At 63.0% G+C, this 24,800-nt stretch carries 21 protein-coding genes; 12 read left to right on the top strand and 9 right to left on the bottom strand.

Going from position 1 to position 24,800, the window contains the following annotated elements:
• Window positions 1-25: 25 nt before the first annotated feature.
• From NKI52_RS06430 to NKI52_RS06405, 6 genes are all read left to right on the top strand, one after another.
• The gene (locus NKI52_RS06430) at window positions 26-2,812 is read left to right on the top strand and encodes an NACHT domain-containing protein (protein WP_023679029.1); all 2,787 of its coding nucleotides are present in this window, start codon (window positions 26-28) and stop codon (window positions 2,810-2,812) included.
• A 126-nt stretch (window positions 2,813-2,938) separates the two neighbouring features.
• Window positions 2,939-3,451 carry a hypothetical protein gene (locus NKI52_RS06425; RefSeq protein ID WP_023679030.1) on the top strand — a complete coding sequence of 171 codons (513 nt, stop codon included), beginning with the start codon at window positions 2,939-2,941 and terminating at the stop codon, window positions 3,449-3,451.
• Between the two features lie 267 nt (window positions 3,452-3,718).
• A complete protein-coding gene (locus NKI52_RS06420; protein WP_023679031.1) occupies window positions 3,719-4,090 on the top strand; it encodes a hypothetical protein in 372 nt (123 codons plus the stop codon).
• A gap of 547 nt (window positions 4,091-4,637) precedes the next feature.
• On the top strand, window positions 4,638-5,261 hold the full coding sequence (locus NKI52_RS06415; RefSeq protein ID WP_352620813.1) for a CDGSH iron-sulfur domain-containing protein: 624 nt from the start codon (window positions 4,638-4,640) through the stop codon (window positions 5,259-5,261).
• Between the two features lie 245 nt (window positions 5,262-5,506).
• Entirely contained in the window at window positions 5,507-7,534 is a 2,028-nt protein-coding gene (locus NKI52_RS06410; protein WP_352697366.1) for a hydantoinase/oxoprolinase N-terminal domain-containing protein, read from the top strand.
• Window positions 7,535-7,793: 259 nt separating this feature from the next.
• On the top strand, window positions 7,794-9,965 hold the full coding sequence (locus NKI52_RS06405; protein ID WP_352697364.1) for a malate synthase G: 2,172 nt from the start codon (window positions 7,794-7,796) through the stop codon (window positions 9,963-9,965).
• A 253-nt stretch (window positions 9,966-10,218) separates the two neighbouring features.
• Here NKI52_RS06405 and NKI52_RS06400 read toward each other — a convergent pair whose 3' ends face one another.
• The 4 genes from NKI52_RS06400 to NKI52_RS06385 all read right to left on the bottom strand — a co-directional run bounded on the left by NKI52_RS06400 (window position 10,219) and on the right by NKI52_RS06385 (window position 14,461).
• Window positions 10,219-11,748 (bottom strand): YifB family Mg chelatase-like AAA ATPase, encoded by a 1,530-nt coding sequence (locus NKI52_RS06400; RefSeq protein ID WP_352636259.1) that lies wholly within the window; start codon window positions 11,746-11,748, stop codon window positions 10,219-10,221.
• A 163-nt stretch (window positions 11,749-11,911) separates the two neighbouring features.
• Window positions 11,912-12,853 carry a glutathione synthase gene (gene gshB / locus NKI52_RS06395; protein ID WP_352575276.1) on the bottom strand — a complete coding sequence of 314 codons (942 nt, stop codon included), beginning with the start codon at window positions 12,851-12,853 and terminating at the stop codon, window positions 11,912-11,914.
• Window positions 12,854-13,071: 218 nt separating this feature from the next.
• Window positions 13,072-13,446 (bottom strand): GtrA family protein, encoded by a 375-nt coding sequence (locus NKI52_RS06390; RefSeq protein WP_023679865.1) that lies wholly within the window; start codon window positions 13,444-13,446, stop codon window positions 13,072-13,074.
• A gap of 7 nt (window positions 13,447-13,453) precedes the next feature.
• Window positions 13,454-14,461, bottom strand: a complete 1,008-nt coding sequence (locus NKI52_RS06385) for a glycosyltransferase (protein ID WP_031212751.1) — start codon at window positions 14,459-14,461, stop codon at window positions 13,454-13,456.
• A 130-nt stretch (window positions 14,462-14,591) separates the two neighbouring features.
• Between NKI52_RS06385 and NKI52_RS06380 the strand changes: the two genes are divergently transcribed.
• The 6 genes from NKI52_RS06380 to NKI52_RS06355 all read left to right on the top strand — a co-directional run bounded on the left by NKI52_RS06380 (window position 14,592) and on the right by NKI52_RS06355 (window position 21,086).
• Entirely contained in the window at window positions 14,592-16,394 is a 1,803-nt protein-coding gene (locus tag NKI52_RS06380) for a hypothetical protein (RefSeq protein WP_023679863.1), read from the top strand.
• Window positions 16,395-16,526: 132 nt separating this feature from the next.
• Window positions 16,527-17,294 (top strand): SDR family NAD(P)-dependent oxidoreductase, encoded by a 768-nt coding sequence (locus tag NKI52_RS06375; RefSeq protein WP_023679862.1) that lies wholly within the window; start codon window positions 16,527-16,529, stop codon window positions 17,292-17,294.
• Window positions 17,294-18,244 carry a 2-dehydro-3-deoxygalactonokinase gene (locus NKI52_RS06370; protein ID WP_031212749.1) on the top strand — a complete coding sequence of 317 codons (951 nt, stop codon included), beginning with the start codon at window positions 17,294-17,296 and terminating at the stop codon, window positions 18,242-18,244. Before NKI52_RS06375 ends, NKI52_RS06370 begins: the two co-directional genes overlap by 1 nt.
• Complete coding sequence (locus NKI52_RS06365) at window positions 18,241-18,879, top strand: 2-dehydro-3-deoxy-6-phosphogalactonate aldolase (RefSeq protein WP_023679860.1); 639 nt, start codon at window positions 18,241-18,243, stop codon at window positions 18,877-18,879. Before NKI52_RS06370 ends, NKI52_RS06365 begins: the two co-directional genes overlap by 4 nt.
• The gene (locus NKI52_RS06360) at window positions 18,879-19,760 is read left to right on the top strand and encodes an SMP-30/gluconolactonase/LRE family protein (protein ID WP_352620807.1); all 882 of its coding nucleotides are present in this window, start codon (window positions 18,879-18,881) and stop codon (window positions 19,758-19,760) included. Before NKI52_RS06365 ends, NKI52_RS06360 begins: the two co-directional genes overlap by 1 nt.
• Window positions 19,761-20,027: 267 nt before the next feature.
• Window positions 20,028-21,086, top strand: coding sequence for a D-alanine--D-alanine ligase family protein (locus NKI52_RS06355; protein WP_352620806.1), 1,059 nt, complete (start codon window positions 20,028-20,030; stop codon window positions 21,084-21,086).
• On the opposite strand, the gene NKI52_RS06350 is transcribed toward NKI52_RS06355, so the two are convergent.
• From NKI52_RS06350 to dnaJ, 5 genes are all read right to left on the bottom strand, one after another.
• Window positions 21,083-21,370, bottom strand: coding sequence for a DUF1330 domain-containing protein (locus tag NKI52_RS06350; RefSeq protein WP_023679856.1), 288 nt, complete (start codon window positions 21,368-21,370; stop codon window positions 21,083-21,085). The genes NKI52_RS06355 and NKI52_RS06350 overlap by 4 nt on opposite strands.
• Window positions 21,371-21,399: 29 nt before the next feature.
• On the bottom strand, window positions 21,400-22,113 hold the full coding sequence (gene pyrF, locus NKI52_RS06345; protein WP_023679855.1) for an orotidine-5'-phosphate decarboxylase: 714 nt from the start codon (window positions 22,111-22,113) through the stop codon (window positions 21,400-21,402).
• Entirely contained in the window at window positions 22,110-22,706 is a 597-nt protein-coding gene (locus NKI52_RS06340) for an NADPH-dependent FMN reductase (protein ID WP_352571544.1), read from the bottom strand. Before NKI52_RS06340 ends, pyrF begins: the two co-directional genes overlap by 4 nt.
• A gap of 60 nt (window positions 22,707-22,766) precedes the next feature.
• Window positions 22,767-23,372: a phospholipid N-methyltransferase PmtA gene (pmtA, locus tag NKI52_RS06335; RefSeq protein WP_023679853.1), complete on the bottom strand. Its 606-nt coding sequence runs from the start codon at window positions 23,370-23,372 to the stop codon at window positions 22,767-22,769.
• Between the two features lie 117 nt (window positions 23,373-23,489).
• The gene (gene dnaJ / locus NKI52_RS06330; RefSeq protein WP_023679852.1) at window positions 23,490-24,620 is read right to left on the bottom strand and encodes a molecular chaperone DnaJ; all 1,131 of its coding nucleotides are present in this window, start codon (window positions 24,618-24,620) and stop codon (window positions 23,490-23,492) included.
• Between the last annotated feature and the right edge of the window lie 180 nt (window positions 24,621-24,800).

Raw genomic sequence — 24,800 nt, 5'->3', positions numbered from 1 at the left:
AAGGTAACGGCTTGGGGGCTTTCAAATGATAGCAAAGTTGTTTGACAACGCTTTGTCGCTATTCTTAGGGATTTCTTTTCTTTGCTCAGTTATTTACATAGCATACCTGAGATATAGAATGACCGCGTCTAAGGCGCGCTTTGCCTTTTTTGTGGTCTTTTCGATTATTACGTGTCTTGCGACTTTGCTTAATTTCTTGTCTGGTTCCTTTTTCTTTGAAATTGCCTCACTTGCTCTGTCAGTAATTAACGATCTAGCTGGTCGTGAGATTGTAAGAGATCTCCCGCCAGGACCCCCCTCAATCTATGGCCTTCTTGGTTCAGGCTTAGCATTCGTTGCGATGATGGCTATCTGGCGCTTTGGAGACAGAGCGATGGTCAATTGGGACGCAAAGCCGACTATTACGGTCAGCGAACTAGCGAAACAAAATCGGGACAATAATCTTTTTTCTCTGGCTTTGGCAGAAGCCGCCCGAATTGCAAAGGGGCAGCCTGATCTAATAGCGAGCGATGCCGCAATTAATTGGAAACAACGAATCGCCGAGGCGCCAGCTCCACCAAAATGGAACGATTTGGCAAGGAGTCTTCTGTGCGGTGCATTTTCGGAGATCATCATTGAAAGCGGCGGATGGCGGGGTAGGATTTCTGCCTGGCTGGGGTTCATGTATCTAGCCGCAAATAACGATAAGCAGAATGTAATAGTATTAGTATTCAGCGGTGAATTTAATCGCGCCGAAATAGTAAGTAGGCTTGATGCAGTTGGCTATGAAAAATACGAACTAGGTGCGGTTCGCATTTTTGCCATTTTCGATACAAAGAACGACCTTCATAAAAATGTGTTTGTAAAAGGGAGGAAAATAGAGGTCTGGGGACGGTCCTCGTTACTACGAAAGGGATTGAATTTTGATTCGTATGCTAGGGAATTAATTCACCGCTTTGACCACGAAACCTTAGGCGGGACGCAGTCAACGCTCTCGGACACCTACGTGGGTACTCACGTATTGCGCGACAGACATTCACATCAGCGGTACGATCTTGCCGCGGTGTATGAAGCGTGGATTCGAGAGAACTCGCGCAGGCATTTGGCAATTGTCGGTGAGTACGGACAAGGAAAGAGCACGGCAATGTTGGCCTTGTGTGTGGAGTGGGCACGCGCCTACCTCAAGAGGAAAGCATCTTCGGGGCCGGTTCCGTTGCTAATGGAACTGAGAAGTCAGAGCCCGGCAGAAACGGACCCTGCATCTTTTTTGGCGCCGTGGGCAATTCGGTTTGGGCTGGACGCCCGTCGGATCTACAATCTGATCCAGGCTGGGGAGGCTGTCTTAATTTTTGAAGGGTTTGACGAACTCCGGAATGCAGGGCGGGCCTTTGATCGGCATGAGCACTTCAATGCGCTTTGGCGACTAGCTTATCCGGGTACAAAACTCGTTTTTACCGGGAGGCCAAATTTCTTCATAGATGAAGCTGAGAAGAATAGAACGCTTCGAGTCGATGGCTCGAAAGGAGCTGCAGGTAATGCCTATACAGATCTCTGGGAAATTGACCGCCTTACGCCGGGCGAAGTGATGAAAGCTCTTTCTGGATTTGACATTGAGCTAGCGACGTCCGTCATAGCCGCAGCAAATCAATATAGAAACTTTCGCGACATTGTTTCTAGGCCATCAATGCTACCTGTGGTGGCAACAATCTGGCCCGAAATCGAACACCTGCAAAAACAAGGACAGCAGTTAACGGACGCGGTTCTCATTCAGCGCTATCTTGACGCCGCCTATCAACGAAAAGAGACGGAAATCGAAAATTATCAACGCACGACGGGTGCACCAATAGGAGCAACGTATCTGATGCTGCGGCGGGAATTGCGAGAAACTTTCACAAGGCTGCTTGTCTGGGACATGGTCGCTCGCGATACAAGGAACACGATAACGCGGGCCCGTTTGGATAAGGTGGTGTTCGATAGCTACAAGAAAGTATTCAATATCTTTCAGACTTCAGGCTCAAGTGTCGATACTGTAGAAGCAATTCGGCGCCTTGAGGCTAAGTATGCGGATCATAGTCCGCAGGAGTTATCGGAGATGATTGCCAACGAGGTAGCGAGCGCTGGGCTATTCGTCAGCGATCCTGCAGGCGGAGTAAGCAACTTGATGCTTCCGCACAAGCAATACTATGAATATATCATTGCTGAGTCGGCTTTTGCGGCTACGAAGAAGTCGAGCACAACAAGATTGCTTCTTATTGAGAATGAAAAGAACGACACGGTAATTGCTCGTTTTATTTTGAAAGAGCCGAACTCGGCTGCGTACTTTTCAGCGGTTTGTGGCGAAGATTTTACTTGGTTCAAGGATGTGCCGGTTAGAGTGGTTCTATTGCTAGAGATTGCAACCATAAACCTCCTTTTGTCTATGCGGAGAATCTCCGAATTTCTCGGCAGAAATGTACGAAGGCCATCCAGTGAGGACAAGGATACTATAGAGGCCGTTCTTGACGACGTAGCGTCGTTTTTTCGACGGGTATCCACAGGCAAGTTTTTCGTGATCGGCTCTGTTTTTAGTATGGCCATCGGCGTCCTGATCGGTTTCGTCACTTTGCCAACGTCTGAACCTGACAAGTTGATCCGCGCCGGCCTGCTGGCACTTGGCCTTAGTTCTGGGGCCGCTTTATCTTCATGGTTTCTCGCTCCGGCGATCCCAAAAGCAAGGCTGCTCGAACTCGTCGCTGGACATAGGGCATTTCAGAGGGGCGAGAGGCGGTCTCGGTCGGAGACTATATCGCGCCGGCTAAGAACCCTGCACGAAGCACTAGGGAGAATCCGCTAGATAAAGCCAATCGTGAGCTGACTGGCCTCGGCTGTCTCGTCCCCGTCCTCCTGGCGTTCCCCTCGACGTGCGCTTTGAGGACGCCCCACGCTGACGTATCCTCTTCGCGGCGTGAGGAGATATCAAATGCGTTCCACTTTGGACATCGTCGCTGCAATCGGCCTCGCCATCGGTGGCGCCTTCGGCCTCGCCGGCACCTTCGTGGCGAGCGCCCCGCTCCGCGAAACGCTCTGGACGATCGACGGCGTGGCGCTCGTGGTGGCGACCGCGCTGCTGACGATGAAATATCAGCGCCAGGGCAATGACTGGGTGGCGGCCGGATTTCTGACCTTTCTCGCCGGCGAGAGCCTGCTGCTGGCCGGCAATGCGGCCGGGCTTGAGGCCAGCGTACCCTCCTATGTCGGCGGTATCTCGCTTTGGGCGGCGGCGCTGGTCATGGTCAGTGCGCCGAAAACCTTCGCGCTGTGGATGCGGCTTACCGCTGTCGTGGCCGCCTTGCTGTTTGTTGCGTCGGCGGGCCTGATCCTGTGGGGTACGCCTCTGCTGCCGACCTCGGAGCCGCTGCCCGCTGCCGGATATCCCTTCCTGGTGCTCACATTCATCGGCTGGATCTGGACGCTGCTGAAGCCTGGCCGTTGAGCCCGGTCGAACCGCCCCCGCTCCGGCCTCTCCCCCACTTTGTGGGGGCGAGGAACCCAGGTCTTGTGAGGCTTCGGCGATTGGCATTTCCTTGCCCCACGAAGTGGGGAGAGGTGGTTTGCGAAGCAAACCGGAGAGGGGTCTTCCTTGGCAACGCTGCGCTTTCGCGATGTGCAAATGGCGCACCCCCTTCCACCCATCCCGCCGCCATGCCATGTTCCCCCTCGCGGTCGGGCAGGCCGCTTCATTCCGGGGGAAATTGCAATGTTGTCCTATGCTTTCGCGCGCCGCGCCGTCGCGGCGCTTTGCCTTGCCGCACTGTTTGCGCCCGTCGCGCATGCCGGCGATGTCACTTTCGAGATCAAGAACAGCCATCCCAACGCCATGCGCGTCGAGCTCTACAGCCAGGACCGCGATCATGTCTGGCCGGGCAACAATCAGGATTACTATCTCAACGACGGCGAGACCAAGGCGATCCCGCTGTCCTGCAGTGACGGCGAATCGATCTGCTACGGCGCCTGGGTCGATGGCGACGAGAATACCTATTGGGGCGTCGGCCCCGGCAATACGGAAAAGTGCGACGATTGCTGCTACACCTGCAGTGGCGGCGAGACCGAGGAAATCGATCTGGTTCCGTGAGTTGCCCGTCTCCCTCTTGTTGGGGCAATCGCGTATAGGCAAGTGCCCCCTCACCCGGATTGCCAACCGAATTGCGAAGGGCAATTCGGGGCGATCCGACCTCTCCCCGAGGGGAGAGGAGGTCGCCTGCGCTGCGCCAGGCTCTTCTCCCCGGCGGGAAGAAGGTGGCCGCCCACGAGTCTTGCCTCCGCAAGCCCGAGGGCAGGCTCCGCGGCCGGGGGACTTCATAGGCGATTGCTCCATCCTTGTGGGGGAGAAGCCAGCGCAAAGCGGGCAGGGGCGTCCCGCCAACGTCGGCCGGCAACGCCGGAATTCAAAGCTGAAACAAAAAACCCGCCTCGGCAGGCGGGTCGTTGGAGCCAATTGGCACCATACGCAAATTAGTAGCATAGCTGCCGGCACAAAGCAAGAACAAAATGTGGTGCTGCGAGCAAAAAATGGGAATTCCCTTACCGCCGCGCCCGAGGTCGGCCCTCACGAGGGGGAGAATGCTGCCTTGACGTCGTCCTGACTGTCGCCATAGCGTAGTCCGACAGGAGACCCACCCATGGCAGTGGTCGAAGGCGAGAAGATCGACATCGGCTTTTCGGGAAAACGTTGCATCCATTCGCGCAACTGCGTGCTTGGCGATCCGCATGTTTTCGTGCCCAACGCGCCCGGCCAGTGGATCCATCCGGATGCGGCCAGCGTCGAGAAGATTGTGGCGCTCGCCGAAGCCTGCCCGTCCGGCGCCATCACCTATATCCGCAAGGATGGCGGGCCGCAGGAACAGCCGCCGGTGGTCAACATTGTGCGCATAAGGGAAAACGGTCCGCTTGCCGTCCATGCCGAGATCGTGTTGGGCGGCGAAACGTTTTACCGCGCCACGCTGTGCCGCTGCGGCGCCTCGGAAAACAAGCCGTTCTGCGATGGTAGCCACACCAAATCGGGCTTCACCGCCACCGGCGAGCCGGCGCTGAAGGACACGCCGGCGCTGGAGGTGCGGAATGGCCCGCTGACCGTCACACCGACGACCAACGGCCCGCTCAAGCTCGAAGGCAATGTCGAAATCGTCACCGGCACCGGCCACACGGTCGACCGTACGCAACGCACCTTCCTCTGCCGCTGCGGCCACTCCGCCAACAAGCCGTTCTGCGATGGCTCGCACAAGCGCGTGGGGTTTGTGGGGTAGCCTAGCGATCTCCCCCCTTGAGGGGGAGATGTCGCCGAAGGCGACAGAGGGGGGTCGGTACGTCCTGACGCCAATGCCATCGCGGCCAGAGAATGCCGGGGCTCCACGCGAGACGACCCCCTCTGGCCTGCCGGCCATCTCCCCCTCGAGGGGGGAGATTACGCTGCCTTGGCCCAGCGCTCGTGCCTTTATCGGCCCGTTCATATCGGCTAAGGGCGGGGCAAGAGAATTCTCCGGACCCGCCAATGACCGCCAAGCCCAAACCCTCACCCCTGTTCCTCGGCATCGACACCGGCGGCACCTATACCGATGCCGTGCTGTGGTCGGAAGCCGGCGGCCCTAACGGCAAAGTGCTGGCAAAGGCCAAGGCGCTGACGACACGGCACGACCTGGCGGTCGGCATCTCCGGCGCGGTCGATGCGGTGCTGCAAAAGGCCGGCACCGACCCGGCAGCGATCAAATTGGTGTCTATGTCGACGACGCTAGCCACCAATGCGCTGGTCGAGGGCCAGGGCGGCCGCGTGGCGCTGGTGATGATCGGCTTTGCCGAGGGCGACCTTGCCCGCGACGGGCTGAAGGCGGCGCTCGGCACCGACCCGGTGGTGTTCTGCCCCGGCGGCCACGATGTCCATGGCAATGCGGCAAAGCTCGATCTTTCCGCGCTGGAGGCAGCTTTGCCGGAACTGGAAAAGTCGGTGTCCGGCTTTGCCGTCTGCGCCTATTTCGCCACCCGCAACCCGGCGCATGAGCTAAGCGCGCGGAACCTGATCCGCGACAGGACCGGCCTGCCGGTCACCGCCAGCCACGAACTGTCGGCCAAGCTCGGCGGCCCGCGCCGGGCGCTGACGACATTGCTCAACGCCAGGCTGATCTCGATGATCGACCGGCTGGTCGCGGCAACCGAAGGTTTTTTGGCCGCGCGCAACATCGCCGCCCCGCTGATGGTGGTGCGCGGCGACGGCGCTTTGGTCTCGGCCGCCTTTGCCCGCCAGCGGCCGATCGAGACCATCCTGTCCGGCCCGGCCGCCAGCCTCGTCGGTGCCCGCCACATGACCGGCCTCGACGATGCTGTGGTCTCCGATATCGGCGGCACCACCACCGACGTCGCCGTGCTCGACAAGGGCCGGCCGCGGCTCGATCCGGAAGGCGCCACCGTCGGCGGGTTCCGCACCATGGTCGAGGCCGTCGCCATGCGCACCTTTGGCCTCGGCGGCGATTCCGAAGTGGCGCTGGAGGACGGCGCGCTCAATCCGAGAATCCTGCTCGGGCCGCGCCGCCTGGTGCCGCTGGCGCTGGCCGGCATGATCCATGGCGATGCCGTCACGGCGGAGCTCGAACGCCAGCTGCGCGCGCCCAACCCCGGCCGCATGGATGGCCGGCTGGCGGTGCGCACCGGCGTGCCGGAGCGGCTGGCGGCCGGACTGACCGGTGCCGAAGTCAAGCTCTACGAGCTGATCGGCGCCGTGCCGCAGGCTCTCGACAGATTGCTGACCTCGAACGCCCAGAACGCCACCTTGAACCGGCTGGTGTCGCGCGGGCTGGTGCATGTCGCCGGCTTCACGCCGTCGGACGCCGCGCATGTGCTGGGCAGCCAGGCCAATTGGGATGCGGCCGCGGCGCGTCTGGGTGCCGAGCTGTTCGCGCGCAGGCGTGACGGCCGCGGCCAGTTCATCGCCGCCTCGCCGGAGGCGATCTCGGAACGGGTGCTGACCGCGCTGACCCGCCTGTCGGCCGAAGTCATCCTCGAAACCGCCTTTGCCGAGGACGGGCTGGATGGCGCGGCGACCGTCGCCCATGCCCTGGTCCAGCGCGCCGTCGACGCGCATCCCGGCATCGCCCGCTTGAGCGTCGCCCTCGACCGTCCGGTCATCGGCCTCGGCGCCTCGGCGCCGCTGCATTATGCCGGCCTGGCCGAGCTGGTCGGCAATCGATGCGTGGTGCCGCAGGATACCGATGTCGCCAACGCGCTCGGCGCCGTCGTCGGCCAGGTCCGGGTATCGGCCGAGGCGCGGGTCAGCCAGCCCAAGGAAGGGCTATTCCGCGTCGCCTCAGGCGAAAGCGTGCGCGATTTCAACGACGAGGCGGCGGCAATCGCGGCGGCGGAGAAAGATGTGCGGGCGATTGCCGCCGGGCGGGCTAAGGATGCCGGCACCGACAGCGCCGAGATCGAAATCGCCAGCGAATACCGCGTCTCCACCGTAGAGGGCCAGCGCATGTTCATCGAGGCGCATGTCGTGGCGGTGGCGTCGGGACGGCCAAGGATTGCGGTGTGAGCGCGTAATCTCCCCCCTCGAGGGGGGAGATGTCGCCGAAGGCGACAGAGGGGGTCGCCTCGCATGAAGCGCGACGCGATTTGGTGCAAAGAAGAGGTTGCACTCCACGCGAGGCGACCCCCTCTGGCCTGCCGGCCATCTCCCCCACAAAGGGGGAGATCGGCAGCGAAAACGCCCTACCTTCACCCTAAGCTGAATTGACCCTGCCACCGTGACATGCCAAAGGCCCGGCCTAGCCGTTCGCCTTGGAGAAGCCCTGATGACCGATCGCGTCGAGATCGCCGGATTGCGGATTGCCCGCGCGCTTCATGATTTTGTCGTGAACGAGGCGCTGCCGGGCACCGGCATTGAAGCGGAGGCATTCTGGAGCGGTTTTTCGGCGATCGTCCATGATCTCTCGCCAAAAAACCGGGCGCTGCTCGAAAAGCGCGATGCCATGCAGGACAAGCTCGACCGCTGGTATCGCGACAACGGCGCGCCCGTCGACATGGAGGCCTACACGAGCTTCCTCCGCGAGATCGGCTATCTGCTGCCCGAGGGGCCGGCCTTCAGCGTGACGACCGAAAATGTCGACCCGGAAATCGCTTCGGTCGCCGGGCCGCAGCTGGTGGTGCCGGTGATGAATGCGCGTTATGCGCTGAACGCCGCCAATGCGCGCTGGGGCTCGCTGTACGATGCGCTCTACGGAACCGACGCCATCCCGGAGACGGCCGGCGCCGAGCGAGGCAACAAATTCAATCCGGCGCGCGGCGCCAAGGTCGTCGCCTGGGTGAAAAGCTTCTTCGACGAGGCGGTGCCGCTCACCACAGGCAAATGGGCCGGCGTCAACGGGCTTTCGGTCGCCAACGGCATGTTGCGGCTGGGCGAGGGTGCCGGCGCCACCACGCTTGCCGACCTCAGACAGTTTGCCGGCTATCGCGGCGATGCCGCCGACCCCGAAGCCGTCCTGCTGGTCAAGAACGGCCTGCACATTGAAATCGTCATCGACCGCAACAACCAGATCGGCCGCACCGATCCGGCCGGCATTGCCGATGTCGTGCTGGAATCGGCACTGACCACCATCCAGGACTGTGAGGATTCGGTGGCGGCCGTCGATGCCGAAGATAAGGTGCTGGTCTACCGCAACTGGCTCGGCCTGATGAAGGGCGACTTGGCGGAGGAGATCACCAAGGCCGGCAAGAGCTTTGTCCGCAGGCTCAACCCAGACCGCTCCTATACCGCGCCCGATGGCGGCACGCTGACCTTGCCGGGCCGCTCGCTGATGCTGGTCAGGAATGTCGGCCACCTCATGACCAATCCGGCGATATCAGACCGCGACGGCAACGAGGTGCCGGAAGGCATCATGGATGCGGCGCTGACGGCGCTGATCGCGCTGCATGACATCGGCGTGAACGGGCGCCGCGCCAATTCTCGCGCCGGCTCGATGTACATCGTAAAGCCCAAGATGCACGGGCCCGACGAAGTTGCCTTCGCCGTCGAGATTTTCGACCGCGTCGAAGCGCTGCTCGGTATGGCCAAAAACACCATCAAGATGGGCATCATGGACGAGGAGCGGCGCACCACCGTCAACCTCAAGGAGGCGATCCGCGCCGCGAAAGAACGCGTCGTCTTCATCAACACCGGCTTCCTCGATCGCACCGGCGACGAGATCCACACCTCGATGGAGGCCGGCCCGATGATCCGCAAGGGCGACATGAAGCAGGCCGCCTGGATTGCCGCCTACGAAGCCTGGAACGTCGACATCGGGCTGGAATGTGGGTTGGCCGGCCACGCCCAGATAGGCAAGGGCATGTGGGCGATGCCCGACCTGATGGCGGCGATGCTGGCCGAGAAAATCGTGCATCCCAAGGCCGGCGCCAATACCGCCTGGGTGCCGTCGCCGACGGCGGCGACACTGCACGCCACGCACTACCACAAGGTCGATGTCCATGCCGTCCAGGCGGCGCTGAAGAACCGGCCGAAGGCGAAGCTCGACGACATCCTGTCGGTGCCGGTAGCAAGGCGGCCGAACTGGTCGCCTGAAGACATCCAGAAGGAACTCGACAACAATGCGCAAGGCATTCTGGGTTATGTCGTGCGCTGGATCGACCAGGGCGTCGGCTGTTCGAAAGTGCCGGATATAAACGACGTCGGTCTGATGGAGGACCGCGCCACGCTGCGCATCTCCTCGCAGCACATCGCCAACTGGCTGCATCACGGCGTCTGCACGCCCGAGCAGGTCATGGAGACGATGAAACGCATGGCGGCGATCGTCGACCGCCAGAACCAAGGCGATCCGCTCTACCGGCCGATGGCGCCGGATTTCGACAAGTCCATCGCCTTCCTCGCCGCCTGCGACCTGGTCTTCAAAGGCCGCGTGCAACCCAACGGCTACACCGAGCCAGTGCTGCACGCGCGGCGGCTGGAGCTGAAGGCGCGGGATAACGGCTGAACCGAAAGCACGATGCACGCAGGCCAAGGGTAAGCGCCGGCGTCCCCCTCCCCCTTGAGGGGAGGGTGGCCCGAAGGGCCGGGTGGGGTCGCCAATGCAGTGCGCCAACCCAATTCTGACGGTGCGCCCTAGGAGGAGCATCGCAACGCTCCGCACCTCGGCCGGTTTCGAAATGCGACAGGCCGAGCGTCTCACCGGCGACCCCACCCGGCCGCTTCGCGGCCACCCTCCCCTCGAGGGGGAGGGAAAAACGCTACGCCGCTTGTGCCATCCGTTCCGAGCTCATGCGGTAGGAAATCGCTTCGGCCAGATGGATGCGGCCGACCGTCTCGCTGGCCTCGAGATCGGCCAGGGTCCGCGCCACCTTCAGGACGCGGTGATAGGCCCGCGCGGAAAAGCCAAGCTTTTCGCTGGCGTCCCTGAGCAGAGACAGGCCGGCGGCATCGGGCATGGCGATCTCCTCGATGACTGACGGCGAGCAATGGGCGTTGGTGGTGGCGGTCGCGCCGAGCCGCTCGAAGCGCTCGCGCTGGATCGTACGGGCGCGGGCAACACGTAGTGCGACGGCGGCACTTTTCTCCGCCCGGTCCGGCCGGATCAGATCGCTGGCCGAGACCGCCGGCACCTCGATCCTGAGATCGATGCGATCGAGCAGCGGGCCGGAAATGCGCGCCTGGTAGTCGGTGCGGCAGCGATCGCCGCGTAGACAGCGATAGCCCGGCTCGCCGGCCATGCCGCAACGGCACGGGTTCATCGCCGCGACCAGTTGGATACGCGCCGGATAGGTGACGCGATGATTGGCGCGCGCGATCATGCAGTCGCCGGTCTCGAGCGGCTGGCGCAGTGCATCGAGCGCCTGCGGCGAGAATTCGGGGAACTCGTCGAGGAACAGCACGCCGTGATGGGCAAGCGAGGCCTCGCCCGGCCGCACGCGCAGACCGCCGCCGACCATCGCCGCCATCGAGGCCGAATGATGTGGCGCGCGGAACGGCCGCCGGTCGGTGAGTTTTCCTTCGCCGAGTTCGCCGGCCACCGAGGCGATCATCGAGACTTCGAGCAATTCCCTGGGCGCCAGCGGCGGCAGGATCGACGGCAGCCGCTGCGCCAGCATCGACTTTCCCGACCCCGGCGGTCCGACCATCAGAAGATTGTGGCCGCCGGCCGCCGCCACCTCCAGCGCCCGCTTGGCGGTCTCCTGGCCCTTGATGTCGGCAAGGTCGGGCAGGTCGCGCGCCGAGGCATGGATGCCGGCTTCCGGCCGCGACAGAACCTGCGTGCCGCGAAAATGATTGGCGATGGCGATCAGGCTGCGCGGCGCCAATATGTCGAAATCCTTGCCGGCCCAGGCCGCTTCCGGCCCGCAGGCGAACGGGCAGATCAAGCCCTTGCCTTCGGCATTGGCACCGATTGCCGCCGGCAGCGCGCCAGCCACCGCGGCGATGGTGCCGTCGAGCGACAATTCGCCAAGCACGACATAGCCGGCCAGCATGTCGCCCGGAATGGCGCCGAGCGCCGCCATCAGCCCGAGCGCGATCGGCAAATCGTAGTGGCTGCCTTCCTTGGGCAGGTCGGCGGGCGCCAGATTGACGGTGACCTTCTTCGACGGCATCGACAGGCCGGATGCATGAAGTGCTGCCTGCACCCGCTCGCGGCTTTCGGCTACGGCCTTGTCGGCCAGCCCGACGATGTGCATGTTGACCTTGCCCGGCGCGATCATCACCTGCACGTCGACCGGCACGGCCTCGATGCCCTGGAAAGCAACCGTGCGAACCCGCGCCACCATGTCTTCACCCCGGATGCAGGCTTTTGCCCCAAGCCTTTGCGATCATGCCGCGAACGGCGTCACCCGAGACAACCACAGATTTCCGGCGAAGGCAAGAACATTTGGGGAACAGCTGAGCGCAACGGCGGCAATGGTTTGCAACGCGGCCGCTCGCGAAGCGAGGCTAGTTGCGCTTCTCCTCCACGGCATCCCAGAACAGGCTGGCGATGTCGGCGCCGCCGAAGCGCTGCACTTCGCGTATGCCGGTCGGTGAGGTCACGTTGATCTCGGTCATGTAGTCGCCGATCACGTCGATGCCGACAAGGATGAAGCCGCGCTCCTTCAGCGCGGGGCCGATGCGGGCACAGATCTCGCGTTCGCGCACCGTCAGCTCGGTTTTTTCAGCGCGGCCGCCGACATGCATGTTGGAGCGCGAATCATGCTCGGCCGGTACCCGGTTGATGGCGCCGACCGGCTCGCCGTCGATCAGGATGATGCGCTTGTCCCCGGCCCGCACCTCTTTCAGATAGCGTTGCACGATGTAGGGTTCGCGGAACATCTGGCCGAACATTTCGAGCAGCGAGGCGAGATTGCGGTCGGCCTCGTGCAGGTGGAAGATGCCGGCGCCGCCATTGCCATAGAGCGGCTTGACGATGATGTCGCCGAACTCCTTGCGGAAGGCGGCGACCTCGAGCGGATCCTTGGTGATCAGCGTCGCCGGCATCAGGTCGGAAAATTCGGTGACGAAGATCTTTTCCGGGCTGTTGCGCACCCAGGCCGGGTCGTTGACCACCAGGGTCTTCGGATGGATGCGCTCGAGAATATGCGTGGTGGTGATGTAGTTCATGTCGAAGGGCGGATCCTGCCGCAAAAGGATGACGTCCATCTCCGAAAGATCGGTGCGGACTTCTTCGCCCAGCGAATAATGATTGCCCTTCTCGTCGCGAACCTGCATCGCCTCGATACGGGCAAACACCTTGCCGTCGCGCAGCGACAGCCGGTCGGGCGTGTAGTGGAACAGCCGGTGGCCGCGCCGCTGCGCTTCCAGCGACAGCGCAAACGACGTGTCGCCGGCTACCGACACGCTGGAGATGTGGTCCATCTGGACGGCGACTTTCAGGGGCATGGCAGCTCTCCGGCGCACTTGGAGCGATCCACTTGGACGCACAAAGTACGCTCCAACATTTTTTGAATCCATGCATCGTGCTTTCCGAAAATCGATTCCGATTTTTCGGGCCGATGCATCGACGACAGCGATATAAGGAAATCGGCGGCCTCTGCCAATCGGCCAAGGTCATGATGAGGCTGCGCTTCGCTTGGCGCAGATCCCAACGCGATGTGCCTTCAGCGGTCGAACACCAGCTTGGAATAGCCGAGGAAGGACAGCGCCATGGCGACCAGCGAGGCGACCGCAAGGGCTATGAGCGGCGACACCATCGGCAGTGCGAACAACATGACGCAATAGACGAGATAATTGACGACGCTGGTGGCAATGCCGACGCCGCCGTAGCGGGCGCCCTCATGCGCGATGCCCCGGCTGGAAGGCGAGAAGGTCAGGTGGCGGTTGATCAGCCAGGTGGCGGACAGCGCAAAACCGATCGAAATGATGCGGGCTGCCAAGGGGCCAAGCGGCGTTGCCGCCAGCACCAGCCAAAGCGCACCCGCGTCGGCGACGAAGCCGATGCCGCCGGCGACAATGAAGCGGGCGAGGCGTCCCATTTAGGCTCTAGGCCGCGCGCGGGGTCTTGCGCGGTCCGGCCTTCAAAGTCGCGAGCGCGCTTGCACGTTCACGTTCGACGCGACCGGAAGGCATCGACAGATAGAAGATGCGCTTCTGCTCGGCGCGGCCGCGCGACACCGAATCGAGGATCACCCCGGTCACCGCCGCCAGCATCGACAGCAGCAGCAGGCCGACCGACAGAACCCAGGTCGGCATGCGCGGCACAAGCCCGGTTTCGGCGAACTCGATCAGCACCGGCGCCATCAGAAACAGGCTTGATGCCAGGAAGAACACCGAAAAAGCGCCGAAGAAACGCAGCGGCTGCGTCTCCTTCATCAGCATGGCGAACATCCACAGGATCTTCGCGCCGTCGCGAAAGGTCGACAGCTTCGACGAGGAGCCTTCCGGCCGGCGGCCATAGTCGAGTCCGATCTCGCTGACCGGCAATTTGAGCTGCGAGGCGTGCACCGACATTTCGGTCTCGATCTCGAAACCGCCGGAAACGGCGGGAAAACTCTTGACGAAGCGCCTGGTGAAGGCGCGGTAACCCGAGAAGATATCGGTAAAGTCCGAGCCGAACAAACGTTTGTAGAGGCTGTTGAAGATGCGGTTGCCGAAGGCGTGGCCTGTCCTGCCGGCGTCGTTGGCGACGCCGCGCCTGGTGCCCACCACCATGTCGGAGCGCTCGGTCAGCAGCGTGTTGATCAGTTGCGGCGCGTCCTCCGGCGCATAGGTGCCGTCGCCGTCGGCCATCAGGTAGATGTCGGCCTCGATGTCGGCGAACATGCGGCGCACGACATTGCCTTTGCCCTGGCGCGGCTCGCGCACCACGATGGCGCCGGCGGCGCGGGCTCGGAGCGCCGTCAGATCGCGCGAATTGTTGTCGTAGACATAGATCGCGGCGGCAGGCAGCGTTTCGCGAAAGCGCCGCACCACTTCGCCGATCGTCAGCTCCTCATTGTAGCAAGGCAGGAGCACGGCGATGCTCGGCTCATGGCGCACTTCTTGTGGCATTTTTCGTCTCCGGATGCCCTGTGAGGCCCCTGACCGCTCAAGCGCCGGCCTCGCTCGGGCGGCTTTACTATTTATTGAAGCTGTTAAGGCTAGGTTTAAACCGCACCGTATTCCTTCCAAAGGTCCTGATATGAGCACAGCCGACGATGGCGCCTCCATTTGGAGGTCCGATATCGCGCTGGCGCTGCTTGCCACGTTGCCGGCACTTGCCGTCAATGCCCTTGCCGGCTTCCCGGAATTGACCAATGCCGGCGGCGACAACGACAATCTGCTGCGCCTTGTCGAAGTTCGCGACATGCTGGCCAGCCAGGGCTGGTTCGATCTGCACCAGTACAGGATGGGCCTGGAAGGCGGTTTCGTCATGCATTGGTCGCGGCTGGTCGATGCGCCGATCGCCGCCATCATCATCGCCGTATCGGCCCTGACCGGCAGCGCGGCCTTTGCCGAGAATGTTGCGCAAGTGCTGTGGCCGACGCTGCTCTTCTGCCTGACCGTGTTTTTCACCGCCCGCGCCGCACGCAGCTTTGCCGGTGACAGCGCCGTGCTGCCCGCTGTCGTGGTCGGCGCTGCCGCACTGTATTTCATTGGCATTTTTTCGCCTGGCGCGCTCGATCACCACAATATCCAGCTGATGCTGAGCATGGCCAGCCTGAGCCTATTGCTTGAAGCGCCAATGCGCAGGCCGGCGGCATTGCTCTCCGGCCTGTGCGCCGGATTGATGCTGGCCGTCGGTATGGAGACCGCCCCTTATGTGGCCACCATCGGCGCCTCTGTCGCCATGCTGTTCGCCCTCGGCGCCAATGGCGAGAGGCTGATCGCCAGGGATTTCGGCCTCGGCTTTGCCGGCGTGTCCGCTCTCGTCTTTGTCGCCACCATTGCGCCGTCTGCCTGGGGTCAGGCGCAATGCGACGCCTTTTCGACCGTGCAGTTCGTCGTCGCGGCGATTGCCGGAACCGGCCTTGCGGCGATAGCGTCGATCGAGCCGGCCGGCCGCACGCGCCAACGGCGCATCGCCTCACTTGGCCTGCTTGCCCTGCTATTGGGCGCTGTCGTCGTCTTGTTGTTCCCACAATGCCTGGCAGCGCCCTACGCCAACCTCGATCCGCGCCTCAAGGAGCTATGGCTTGATCACATCGACGAGGCGCAATCGCTGTTCAAGCTGCTCGCTGAAGATCCGGCCGGGGTGGTGGCGCGCTATGCCACGCCGCTCATTGCGCTCGTGCTGATGGCGCTTCGCCTTGGCCGCGGTGGCTGGCGGCGGCAGGACAGCCTTGTCGGCGCGCTGCTTGTCGTGGCCTTCATCGTCAGCGCCTGGCAGGTACGCGGTTCGACATTCTCGATCGCCTTCGCCGTCATCCCGCTTGCCGCCTGGATTGCCAAATGGCGTCAACGGGCCGAGGCCAGCGCGTCGCGCGGGGTGGCGCTGCGCATGGCTGCCGTCTGGCTGGTTTCGGTGAATGCGGTCTGGACTGGGGCTGCCGCGGCGACCTCGGTAGCCTTCGACGACAGCAACACCACGGCGGATAATGGCGACGGCACCGATGTCGCTTGCCAGCGCATGGCCTCCTTTGCGGCACTCGGCCGCCTGCCCGGCACCACCGTACTGGCAATTTCCAATCTCGGATCGCCTATCCTGGCCTATTCCGGACATCGCGTCTTCGCTGGGCCTTATCATCGCAATGTCGCCGGCAACCTGCTGGCGCTCGATGCCTTCCTTGGGTCTGATGCCGATGCCAGGACGGTCGTGGCGGATCATCACGTCGGCCTCGTCGCGCTGTGCCCCGGCAGCGCCGAAAGCAAGCTCCTCGCAGCCAAGGCGCCGGCAGGCTTTCTTGCCGGGCTGATGCGCGGCAGCGTGCCGGAATGGCTTGAGCCGGTTGCCGGGACCAGCGGAGCCGCCGTCGAATTGTACCGCGTCCGGCTGGGCAACTGATCGATCGGCGGCCCGTGCGGCCTTTTGTCGGACATAAGTCCTGACAATCCACTCTTTCGCCCTTGCCCGCCCGACATGGCTGGATAGGATGCGCGCCGGCCGACCGCGATCATTGGACCGGGAGAGAATTTCATGATGCCATCGGCACGCTTTGCCGACCTCGAAGGCGCTTCGGTGCTGATCACCGGCGGCGGCTCCGGCATTGGTGCTGCCTTGACCGAAGGTTTTGTCCGCCAGGGGGCAAAGGTCGCCTTCATCGATATCGCCGACCGTCCGAGCCTGGCGCTGGCCGATCGGTTAGACAAGGAGCTCGGCCGGCGGCCGTTCTATCTCAAGACCGACATACGCGACATCGAGGCATTGCGGGTATCAATCGCCAAAGCCGCCGAGGCGCATGGCAACGTGACCGTGCTGGTCAACAATGCCGCTCAGGATGACCGTCATGCCGTCGAAGACGTCACGGTGGAGTTCTGGGACAACAACCATGCCATCAACCTGCGCCCGCATTTCTTCAGCGCACAGGCGGTGGCGCCGGGCATGAAGCGGGCCGGCGGCGGCTCGATCATCAACTTCACCTCGACGTCGTTTCTCATCAACCATCCCGATATGCCGGCCTACACCGCCGCCAAGGCCGGCATCGTCGGTCTCACCAAGGGTCTTGCCGGCAAGCTCGGCGTCGATGGCATCCGTGTCAACGCGATCGCGCCCGGCTGGGTGATCACCGAGCGGCAGAGAAAGCTCTGGGTCACCGAAGAAGCGCTCGCCGCTCATGTCGCCAAACAGTGCATCAAAGAGGTGATGCAGCCGGAAGACATTGTCGGCACCGTGCTGTTCCTGGCGTCGGATGCCTCACGCATGCTGACCGCGCAGATGCTGATCGTCGATGGGGGGTTCCTGTGATCTCATCGAGCAAGGCAGCTTCCGTCGCGGCCGTCGACTGGGGCACCACCCGTATGAGGGTCTGGCTGCTCGACGGCGCCGGCAAGGTTCTCGCCGAGCGGCGCGGCGATGACGGGCTGATCACCGCCCAGGCTAAAGGATTTTCGTCCATTCTTGAAGGGCATCTGGCTGCACTGGGCGCAGCCGAGGCGCTGCCGGTCATCATTTGCGGCATGGCCGGTTCGCGCCAGGGCTGGCTGGAGGCGCCCTATGTCAGCGTGCCGGCGCCGATCGGCGCTATTCTCGCCGGCGCTGCCCGCATCCCCGGCCAGCGCCGCGACATCCGCATCGTGCCCGGCCTTGCCCAGCGTCTGGCCGACGCCCCGGATGTCATGCGCGGCGAGGAGACGCAGCTTGCCGGCGCCGGTTTGCCGGCAAAGGGACGCCATGTCGTCTGCATGCCTGGCACGCATTCGAAATGGGTGCTGGTCGAGGACGGTGCCGTTGCCGGTTTCGGCACCTGGCCGACCGGCGAGCTGTTTTCGGTGCTGGCCGCGCACTCGATCCTGCGCCATTCGCTGGGCGAGCCGCCGAAGCCGGTTGCCGCCGAAAATCCATTTTTCCGGGAGTGGTGCCTGAAGGCGTTGGCCGAAGGCGGTGACATCGGTTCAAGACTGTTCTCGATCCGCGCCGCCAGCCTGCTGCAGGATCTGAAGCCCGAGGATGCCGCCGCGTGCCTGTCCGGCCTGCTGATCGGCGGCGAGATCGCTTCGGCAAATCGCCGTTATGGGGCGAGTGCCGTGCCCGTCGTGCTGATCGCGTCGGGCGCACTTGGCACGCTCTATGCCGACGCGCTCGGCCTTGCCGGGCTCGCGGTCAGGGTGGTCGACGCCGACGAGGCGGTGCGTGCCGGTCTTGCCGAAGCCGCGCGCGAAAATGGCATGATCGCCGGAAATGGAGTTGCCGCATGACAGAGACCGCACCTTTTCCAAAGCTCGAGCGGGGTCTGGTCGCCATCCTGCGTGGCCTCAAGCCAAGCGAGGCGGTGGCGATCGGCCAGGCGATCTTCGGCGCCGGTATCGAAGCGATCGAGGTGCCGCTCAACTCGCCCGATCCTTACGCCTCCATCGCCAGCATTGTCGGAGCGCTTCCTCCAACAGCCTTGGTCGGTGCCGGCACGGTGCTCAGCGCCGCCGATGTCGACGGCCTGCACAAGGCCGGCGGGCGGCTGCTGGTCAGCCCCAATATCGATGCCGAGGTCATGGGCCGTGCCATGCACTACGGCATGGTGACGATGCCCGGCGTGTTCACGCCGACCGAGGCATTTCAAGCAATCCGGCTCGGCGCCTCGGCACTGAAATTCTTCCCGGCGAGCGTGCTTGGCGCGGCGGGCATTTCGGCGATGCGCGCGGTGCTGCCGGCCAGTGTGCTGGTCGGCGCGGTCGGCGGCGTTTCGGATAAGGATTTTGCCGGCTACAAGGCAGCCGGCGTCAGCGTCTTCGGTCTTGGCTCCAGCCTGTTCAAGCCGGGCATGAGCGTCGACGAAGTGGCAGCGCGAGCGAAAGCCGCAGTTCAGGCCTGGGACGCGGCGTTTGGAGTGGCATGATGAGCGAGACCATTGTTTCGGTTTTTTCCGACCATGTCTGCCAACTCGGGGAGGGACCAAGCTATGACCCTGCCACCGACACGCTCTACTGGTTCGACATCGTCAACGGCCAGCTCCTCGAACAGCGCCTGTCGGGCGGTGCCGTCAAAATCCACGAGCTCGGTCAGATGGCCAGCGCCATCTGCATCATCGACGACCAACGCCAGCTGATCGCCACCGAGACCGGTCTGCATGTCCGCGACGTCGCGACCGGCAAGCTGACGCTGCACACGCCGATCGAGGCCGACAATACGGTCACCCGCTCGAACGATTCACGCGTTCACCCTTGCGGCGCCCTCTGGGTCGGCACCATGGGCAAGGGCGAGGAGAAGGCCGCCGGTTCGATCTACTGGTTCTTCAAGTGCGAGCTGCGCCGGCTCTATGCCGACGTCACGGTGCCCAATTCGATCTGCTTTTCCGAGGATGGGACGATCGCCTATTACACCGACACCAGCACCGGGCTGTTGATGCGCGTCGGCTGCGATCCGGCGACCGGCCTGCCGGTTGGCGAACCGAAGGTCTTCGTCGACCACCGTTCGGCCAAGGGCTATATCGATGGTTCGGTGCTCGACCGTGACGGCATATTGTGGAACGCCTGCTGGGGCGGCAGCGTCGTCGAAGCCTATGGACCCGACGGCAAGCTCGTCCGTTCGGTGGCGATGCCGGCGACGCAGCCTTCCTGTCCGGCTTTCGTCGGCAGGAATGCCGACCGGCTGGCGGTCACCTCCGCCTGGTCGGGCAAGAGCGAGAAGCAGCGCCTGCTCGACCCGCAAGCCGGCATGACATTTATGCTCGACATTCCAGTCAATGGTCGCTTCGAGCCGCGTGTGCTGATTGGCTGACCATGATCCCGAAAAGTGGGAACCGGTTTTCGGAAAAGATCATGGTCAAACAGGAAGATGGCGCCGTTGCTGTCGTGCAGGCGTCCGGCTGACGTCGGTTCCGCGAAAGCCGAATGCATTCGCCGTGCGATGCTAGAACGGTTCATCGTTTCGCGGGAACGCTGAACCGCTCTATCTCTTTGTTTTGACGCAATTCCGGACGGAAAACCGTTTCACACTTTTCCTGGAATTGCTTTAGCAATCGTGCTGCCGGGAAATCGTTCGATCATGTCAAGCCGCAAGCCGAAGCTGATCCTTGTCTACGAGCCAGAAAAGGCTTGCTTCGATCGGCTGGTTGCCGATAACCACGTGCCGGAGCGTGCCGCCGAAATTGCCTCCTATCTGGCGCAATCGACCGATATCGCTGCTGAATTCGACGCACTTGCCGCCGCTTGCCAGAAGCGCGGCCCGTCGTTTGCGCCGGTGGCGCTCGACGACGCCGCAAGCGTTCTCGCCGGCGAGGACCCGAAGACCACGCTAGTCTGGACGCTGACCGACGGCATCGCCTATTTCCGCGGCGGCGCGGCACCAGCTCTGGCACGGCTGAACGGCCTGGAGGCGATCGGCGCCGACGATGCGCTTTTCGCGCTCTGCCAGGACAAGTTCCGTTCAGGCGCCGTGCTCGGCGCGTTCGGCTTGCCGGTGCCGCAGGCGGGCCTTGCCCGTGACGGCGCCTGGCTGGTCGCGCCGCCGGCTTCGCCCGCCGGCTGGTTCGTCAAGCCGAACCGGCTCGGCGCCAAGATCGGTATCTGGCCCGATTCGCGCTGCCACGATCTCGGCCATGCGCTGGAGCTTAGCCGGCGCGTCTTCGCCGCCTATCGCGACGATGTCGTCGTCCAGCCCTATGTCGCCGGCCGCAACGCGCGCGCCAGTTTTCTCGGATTGAGGCCGGATACCGGCGTCGAGGCGCTGGGCATCGCCTTTGTCGATTCAGGCGGCGATTTCCAGACCATGCAGGACAGCCTGGCGCTTTACGGCAATACCGGCGAAGCGGCCAAAGCCACGGGAAATTACGCCGAGCCGTTGCTGCTGCCGGTCGCCGGCAGCCAGCCTCTGGCTGATGCAAGGATCCGCAACATCGCCGAAAGCCTGATGGTCGGGCTTGGCCTGCGGGATGTGTTTTCCATCGATTTCCGGGTCGAAGCCGACGACAGCGTCCACCTCATCGAGTTCGAGGTCTGCCCCGGCCTGCCCTGCTTCGATTTCCGCGATTACTGTCGCCAGCAATGGGGCTTGAGCCTCGCCGATACGATGGCGGAGGCAGCGGCGAACCGGCTTCTCGCCTAAATCCCCTCGACCAGCACGATTTCGCCCTCGGCCACCTTCTGGCGGATCGCGACGGCGCGCTGGTATTCGGGAGAGTGGTAGCAGTCATGCGCCGCCGCAAGCGACGGAAACTCGATGATCACGTTGCGGTCGCGGCCCGGCCCCTCGGCCTTCTCATGCGCGCCGCCGCGCGCCAGGAACTTGGCGCCGAAGCGGTCGAAGGCCGGTTTGGCAGCTGCGACATAGTCCTTGTAGCCTTCCGCATCGCGCACGTCGACGCGAGCGATCCAGTATCCCTTGGGCATGGCATTTCTCCGAAATGGTTTTGGGGATGTTACGCGGAGCGCATTTCGTCAAGGATGGCTTCCGCCGCCGCCCGCCTGTCGGCCGCACCGACGATCGGCCGGCCGACGACGAGATGGCTGGAGCCGTTACGGATCGCCTGCGCCGGCGTCACCACCCGCTTCTGGTCGCCATGGTCGCTGCCCTTCGGCCGGATTCCCGGCGTCACGACCGCCAGGTCGGGGCCGACGATGCGGCGCACCGCCTCAGCTTCCTCGGCCGAGCAGACGATGCCGCCCATGCCGGCATGCAGCGCCTGCTCGGAGCGCCTCAGCACCAGTGTATGCGGATCATACTCATAGCCGGCGTCGATCACGTCCTGCTCGTCCATCGAGGTCAGCACGGTGACCCCGAGCAGGCAAAGGTCGCTGCCCCTCGCGGCCTCGACCGCCGCCTTCATCGTCTTCGGATAGGCATGGATGGTCAGCATGCTCATGCCCATCCTGGCGATGTTGTCGACCCCCTTGGCAACGGTGTTATCGATGTCGAGGAGCTTCATGTCGAGAAAGATCCTAGTGCCGCCGCTGGCCAGCTCGCGGGCGAAATCGAGCCCGCCGGCAAAGGCGAGCTGGTAACCGATCTTGTAGAAGGAGACGATCCCGTCGAGCTCGCGCACCGCTTTCTCGGCTTCCTTCAGCGTCGGCAGGTCGAGGCCGACGATCAGCCGTTCCTGCATCGTGTCGGCATGCGCGGCGTCCGGGATCATGCCTCGATCCGCGTCGACAGCATGCGCGAGGTTTCGATCAGCGTTCGGCATAGGTGCTCCATCGATTGGCGTAGTCTTTCGTCCCGGAAGTTGCCCTCGTCGTCGAAGGCGTAGCCGCCCTCCGGCACCGAACACTCCGGTGTCACCACCTCCATCCGGCAGCGTACCAGAACGGCGCGCAGATGGTTGATGCAGCGTATCCCGCCGAAGGGTCCGTTGGAAGACGAGCAGAGGCCGGCGACCTTGCCGGCAAGCGGCCTGAACGTCCGGCCGCCATCCTTGCGCAGCTGGCTCACCCAATCGATGCTGTTCTTGAGCAGCGGTGGAATGGAGCCGTTATATTCGGGCGTCGCGATCAGCAGCCCGTCATGGGCGGCGATCATCCGGCCGAGCTTGACGGCGTTTTCGGGAATGCCTTCGTCCTTTTCCAAATCCTGGTCGAGGATCGGCAGCGGATAGTCGGCGAGCGAGATGCGGGTCACCTCGGCGCCCTGCATGGCAAGTTCCTTCTGTGCCACGTCGGCGGTCCTGCCGCTATAGGCGCCGCTGCGCAACGAACCGGCGACGACGAGAATTTTCGGGATCACAGCCATGGGTCTGCCTTGTCACCCGATGGGTATAAGACAAGTGCTATTCAAACCCAACGCTTCAATTCATGCGGCCCCGCGTCGGTAGATCCAAAGCTGCGTCGGCGGAATGTTGCGGATGACGAAATGGAAATGCTCGACCGTATAGTCGCCGCGGCCCGGCGGGATCGGCGACAGCGGCCCGTAAGTCAGCTGCACGATCGGCCGGCCCGCCGGGATACGGTCGAGCAGGCTCTCGACATAGGCGATGCGCTGGGCGACAGGGAAATTGAGCAGCGGCACGCCCGATATCACAGAATCGAAGATCAGGTCGCGCTTGTCGCCAAGCGTCGCGTCGAGATTGAAGGCGTCGCCCTCGATGACGTTGACGCCTGGATAAAGCTGGCGCAGATGGCGCACGAAATCAGTGGAATATTCGACCGCGTAGAGGTTCTCAGGCTTTATGCCCTGGGCGAGGATGGCGCGTGTGATGACGCCTGTACCGGGCCCGACCTCGAGCACCGGCAGGCCGGATGTCGGATCGACGATCGAGGCCATCTTGCCTGCGGTGATGGAACTGGTCGGGACGATCGAACCGACCGCCTTCGGCTTGTCGATCCAGCCCTTGAAGAACTTCAGCTCGTCGTCGAACTTTTCCGCCAGCGTCTTTCGCAGTCCGGGACTACGCGTCATCGAAAGTCCTCCTCAACGCTCCCTCGCATGCTACTTAACAGTTACGAGGTGCAAGACAAGTCGAATCCCCGGATAAGGTGTTGATGACGCTCGGGAAGCGTTTTCCAGGGATCAGCTTCAGTGCTCGCCGAACGTTTCGAAAAAGTCTTTCATGCGGGCGAAAAATCCGCTCGACTGAGGCGAATTGTCCTTTGAGGAAAGCTGCTCGAATTCCTCCAGCAATTCGCGCTGACGGCGCGAAAGGTTCTGCGGCGTCTCAACCACGGTCTGGATGTAGAGGTCGCCGATATTGGGCTGGCGCAGCACCGGCATGCCCTTGCCCTTGAGGCGGAACTGGCGACCGTTCTGGGTGCCTTCCGGCACCTTCACCTTCGTCTGGGTACCGTCCAGTGTCGTCACCTCGAACGAGCCGCCAAGCGCTGCCGTCGTCATCGAGATCGGCACCTTGCAATAAAGATCGGCCCCGTCGCGCTGGAAGAATTCGTGCGGCTTGACCGCGAGGAAGATGTAGAGATCGCCCGACGGGCCGCCGCGCAGGCCGGCCTCGCCCTCATTGGCCAGCCGGATGCGGGTGCCATCCTCGATGCCGGCAGGGATGTTTACCGACAGCGAGCGCTCCTCGGTGACACGGCCCTGGCCGGCGCATTTCGGGCACGGATCCTTGATGGTCTGGCCGCGCCCCTGGCATTGCGGGCAGGTGCGCTCGATCGAGAAGAAGCCTTGCGTGGCGCGCACCTTGCCGTGGCCGTTGCACATCGAGCAGGTGACGGGCTGGGTGCCAGGCTTGGCGCCGCTGCCCGAGCATTCCGAGCAGGAGATCGAGGCTGGCACCCGAATCTGCGCGGTCTTGCCGGAAAATGCCTCTTCCAGCGTAATTTCCATATTGTAGCGCAGGTCGGCGCCGCGCTCGCGGCCGCCGGACGAGCGGCGCTGGCGCCCGCCCATCATGTCGCCGAAAATGTCTTCGAAAATGTCGGCGAAACCGCCGGCGCCAAAGCCTTGCGCCCCGCCATTCATACCGCCGTGCTCGAAGGCGGCGTGGCCGAAGCGATCATAGGCGGCGCGCTTCTGCGGGTCCTTCAGTGTCTCATAGGCTTCGTTGATTTCCTTGAACTTGTGCTCGCAGGCATGGTCGCCTGGGTTGCGGTCGGGATGGAACTGCATGGCGAGCTTGCGAAAAGCGCTCTTGAGCTCCTTCTCGTCGGCGCCCTTTTGCACGCCTAGCGTTTCGTAAAAATCAGCTTTCATGTTTTCCCGCAGTCCGGATAGTCAACGTCTTGAAGCATCGTTGCGTCGTTTGCCGGCACGCTGTTCCGATTTAGGTGTGATGGAGCCGCGATGCCAGTGTCTACGAGGCTTTGTCCGCATTTTTTCGGGCAGCTCAGCGTTTTTCCGGCAAAGGGTTGCAAAAAAGCCCGGCTGTGCGCC

The organism is Mesorhizobium sp. M0590, from assembly GCF_040320905.1.
Lineage (GTDB): Bacteria > Pseudomonadota > Alphaproteobacteria > Rhizobiales > Rhizobiaceae > Mesorhizobium.
This window is presented reverse-complemented; position numbering and strand designations above follow the sequence as displayed.

Excerpts from the sequence above, each read along its gene's own strand:
- NKI52_RS06385 (WP_031212751.1), bottom strand. The coding sequence starts at position 14,461 with ATGCCACAAGAAGTGCGCCATGAGCCGAGCATCGCCGTGCTCCTGCCT.
- NKI52_RS06360 (WP_352620807.1), top strand. The coding sequence starts at position 18,879 with ATGAGCGAGACCATTGTTTCGGTTTTTTCCGACCATGTCTGCCAACTC.
- NKI52_RS06410 (WP_352697366.1), top strand. The coding sequence starts at position 5,507 with ATGACCGCCAAGCCCAAACCCTCACCCCTGTTCCTCGGCATCGACACC.
- NKI52_RS06425 (WP_023679030.1), top strand. The coding sequence starts at position 2,939 with ATGCGTTCCACTTTGGACATCGTCGCTGCAATCGGCCTCGCCATCGGT.
- NKI52_RS06405 (WP_352697364.1), top strand. The coding sequence starts at position 7,794 with ATGACCGATCGCGTCGAGATCGCCGGATTGCGGATTGCCCGCGCGCTT.
- NKI52_RS06340 (WP_352571544.1), bottom strand. The coding sequence starts at position 22,706 with ATGGCTGTGATCCCGAAAATTCTCGTCGTCGCCGGTTCGTTGCGCAGC.
- NKI52_RS06430 (WP_023679029.1), top strand. The coding sequence starts at position 26 with ATGATAGCAAAGTTGTTTGACAACGCTTTGTCGCTATTCTTAGGGATT.
- NKI52_RS06380 (WP_023679863.1), top strand. The coding sequence starts at position 14,592 with ATGAGCACAGCCGACGATGGCGCCTCCATTTGGAGGTCCGATATCGCG.
- NKI52_RS06415 (WP_352620813.1), top strand. The coding sequence starts at position 4,638 with ATGGCAGTGGTCGAAGGCGAGAAGATCGACATCGGCTTTTCGGGAAAA.
- NKI52_RS06375 (WP_023679862.1), top strand. The coding sequence starts at position 16,527 with ATGATGCCATCGGCACGCTTTGCCGACCTCGAAGGCGCTTCGGTGCTG.
- dnaJ (WP_023679852.1), bottom strand. The coding sequence starts at position 24,620 with ATGAAAGCTGATTTTTACGAAACGCTAGGCGTGCAAAAGGGCGCCGAC.
- NKI52_RS06390 (WP_023679865.1), bottom strand. The coding sequence starts at position 13,446 with ATGGGACGCCTCGCCCGCTTCATTGTCGCCGGCGGCATCGGCTTCGTC.
- pyrF (WP_023679855.1), bottom strand. The coding sequence starts at position 22,113 with ATGATCCCGGACGCCGCGCATGCCGACACGATGCAGGAACGGCTGATC.
- gshB (WP_352575276.1), bottom strand. The coding sequence starts at position 12,853 with ATGCCCCTGAAAGTCGCCGTCCAGATGGACCACATCTCCAGCGTGTCG.
- NKI52_RS06400 (WP_352636259.1), bottom strand. The coding sequence starts at position 11,748 with ATGGTGGCGCGGGTTCGCACGGTTGCTTTCCAGGGCATCGAGGCCGTG.
- NKI52_RS06365 (WP_023679860.1), top strand. The coding sequence starts at position 18,241 with ATGACAGAGACCGCACCTTTTCCAAAGCTCGAGCGGGGTCTGGTCGCC.
- NKI52_RS06350 (WP_023679856.1), bottom strand. The coding sequence starts at position 21,370 with ATGCCCAAGGGATACTGGATCGCTCGCGTCGACGTGCGCGATGCGGAA.
- NKI52_RS06355 (WP_352620806.1), top strand. The coding sequence starts at position 20,028 with ATGTCAAGCCGCAAGCCGAAGCTGATCCTTGTCTACGAGCCAGAAAAG.
- pmtA (WP_023679853.1), bottom strand. The coding sequence starts at position 23,372 with ATGACGCGTAGTCCCGGACTGCGAAAGACGCTGGCGGAAAAGTTCGAC.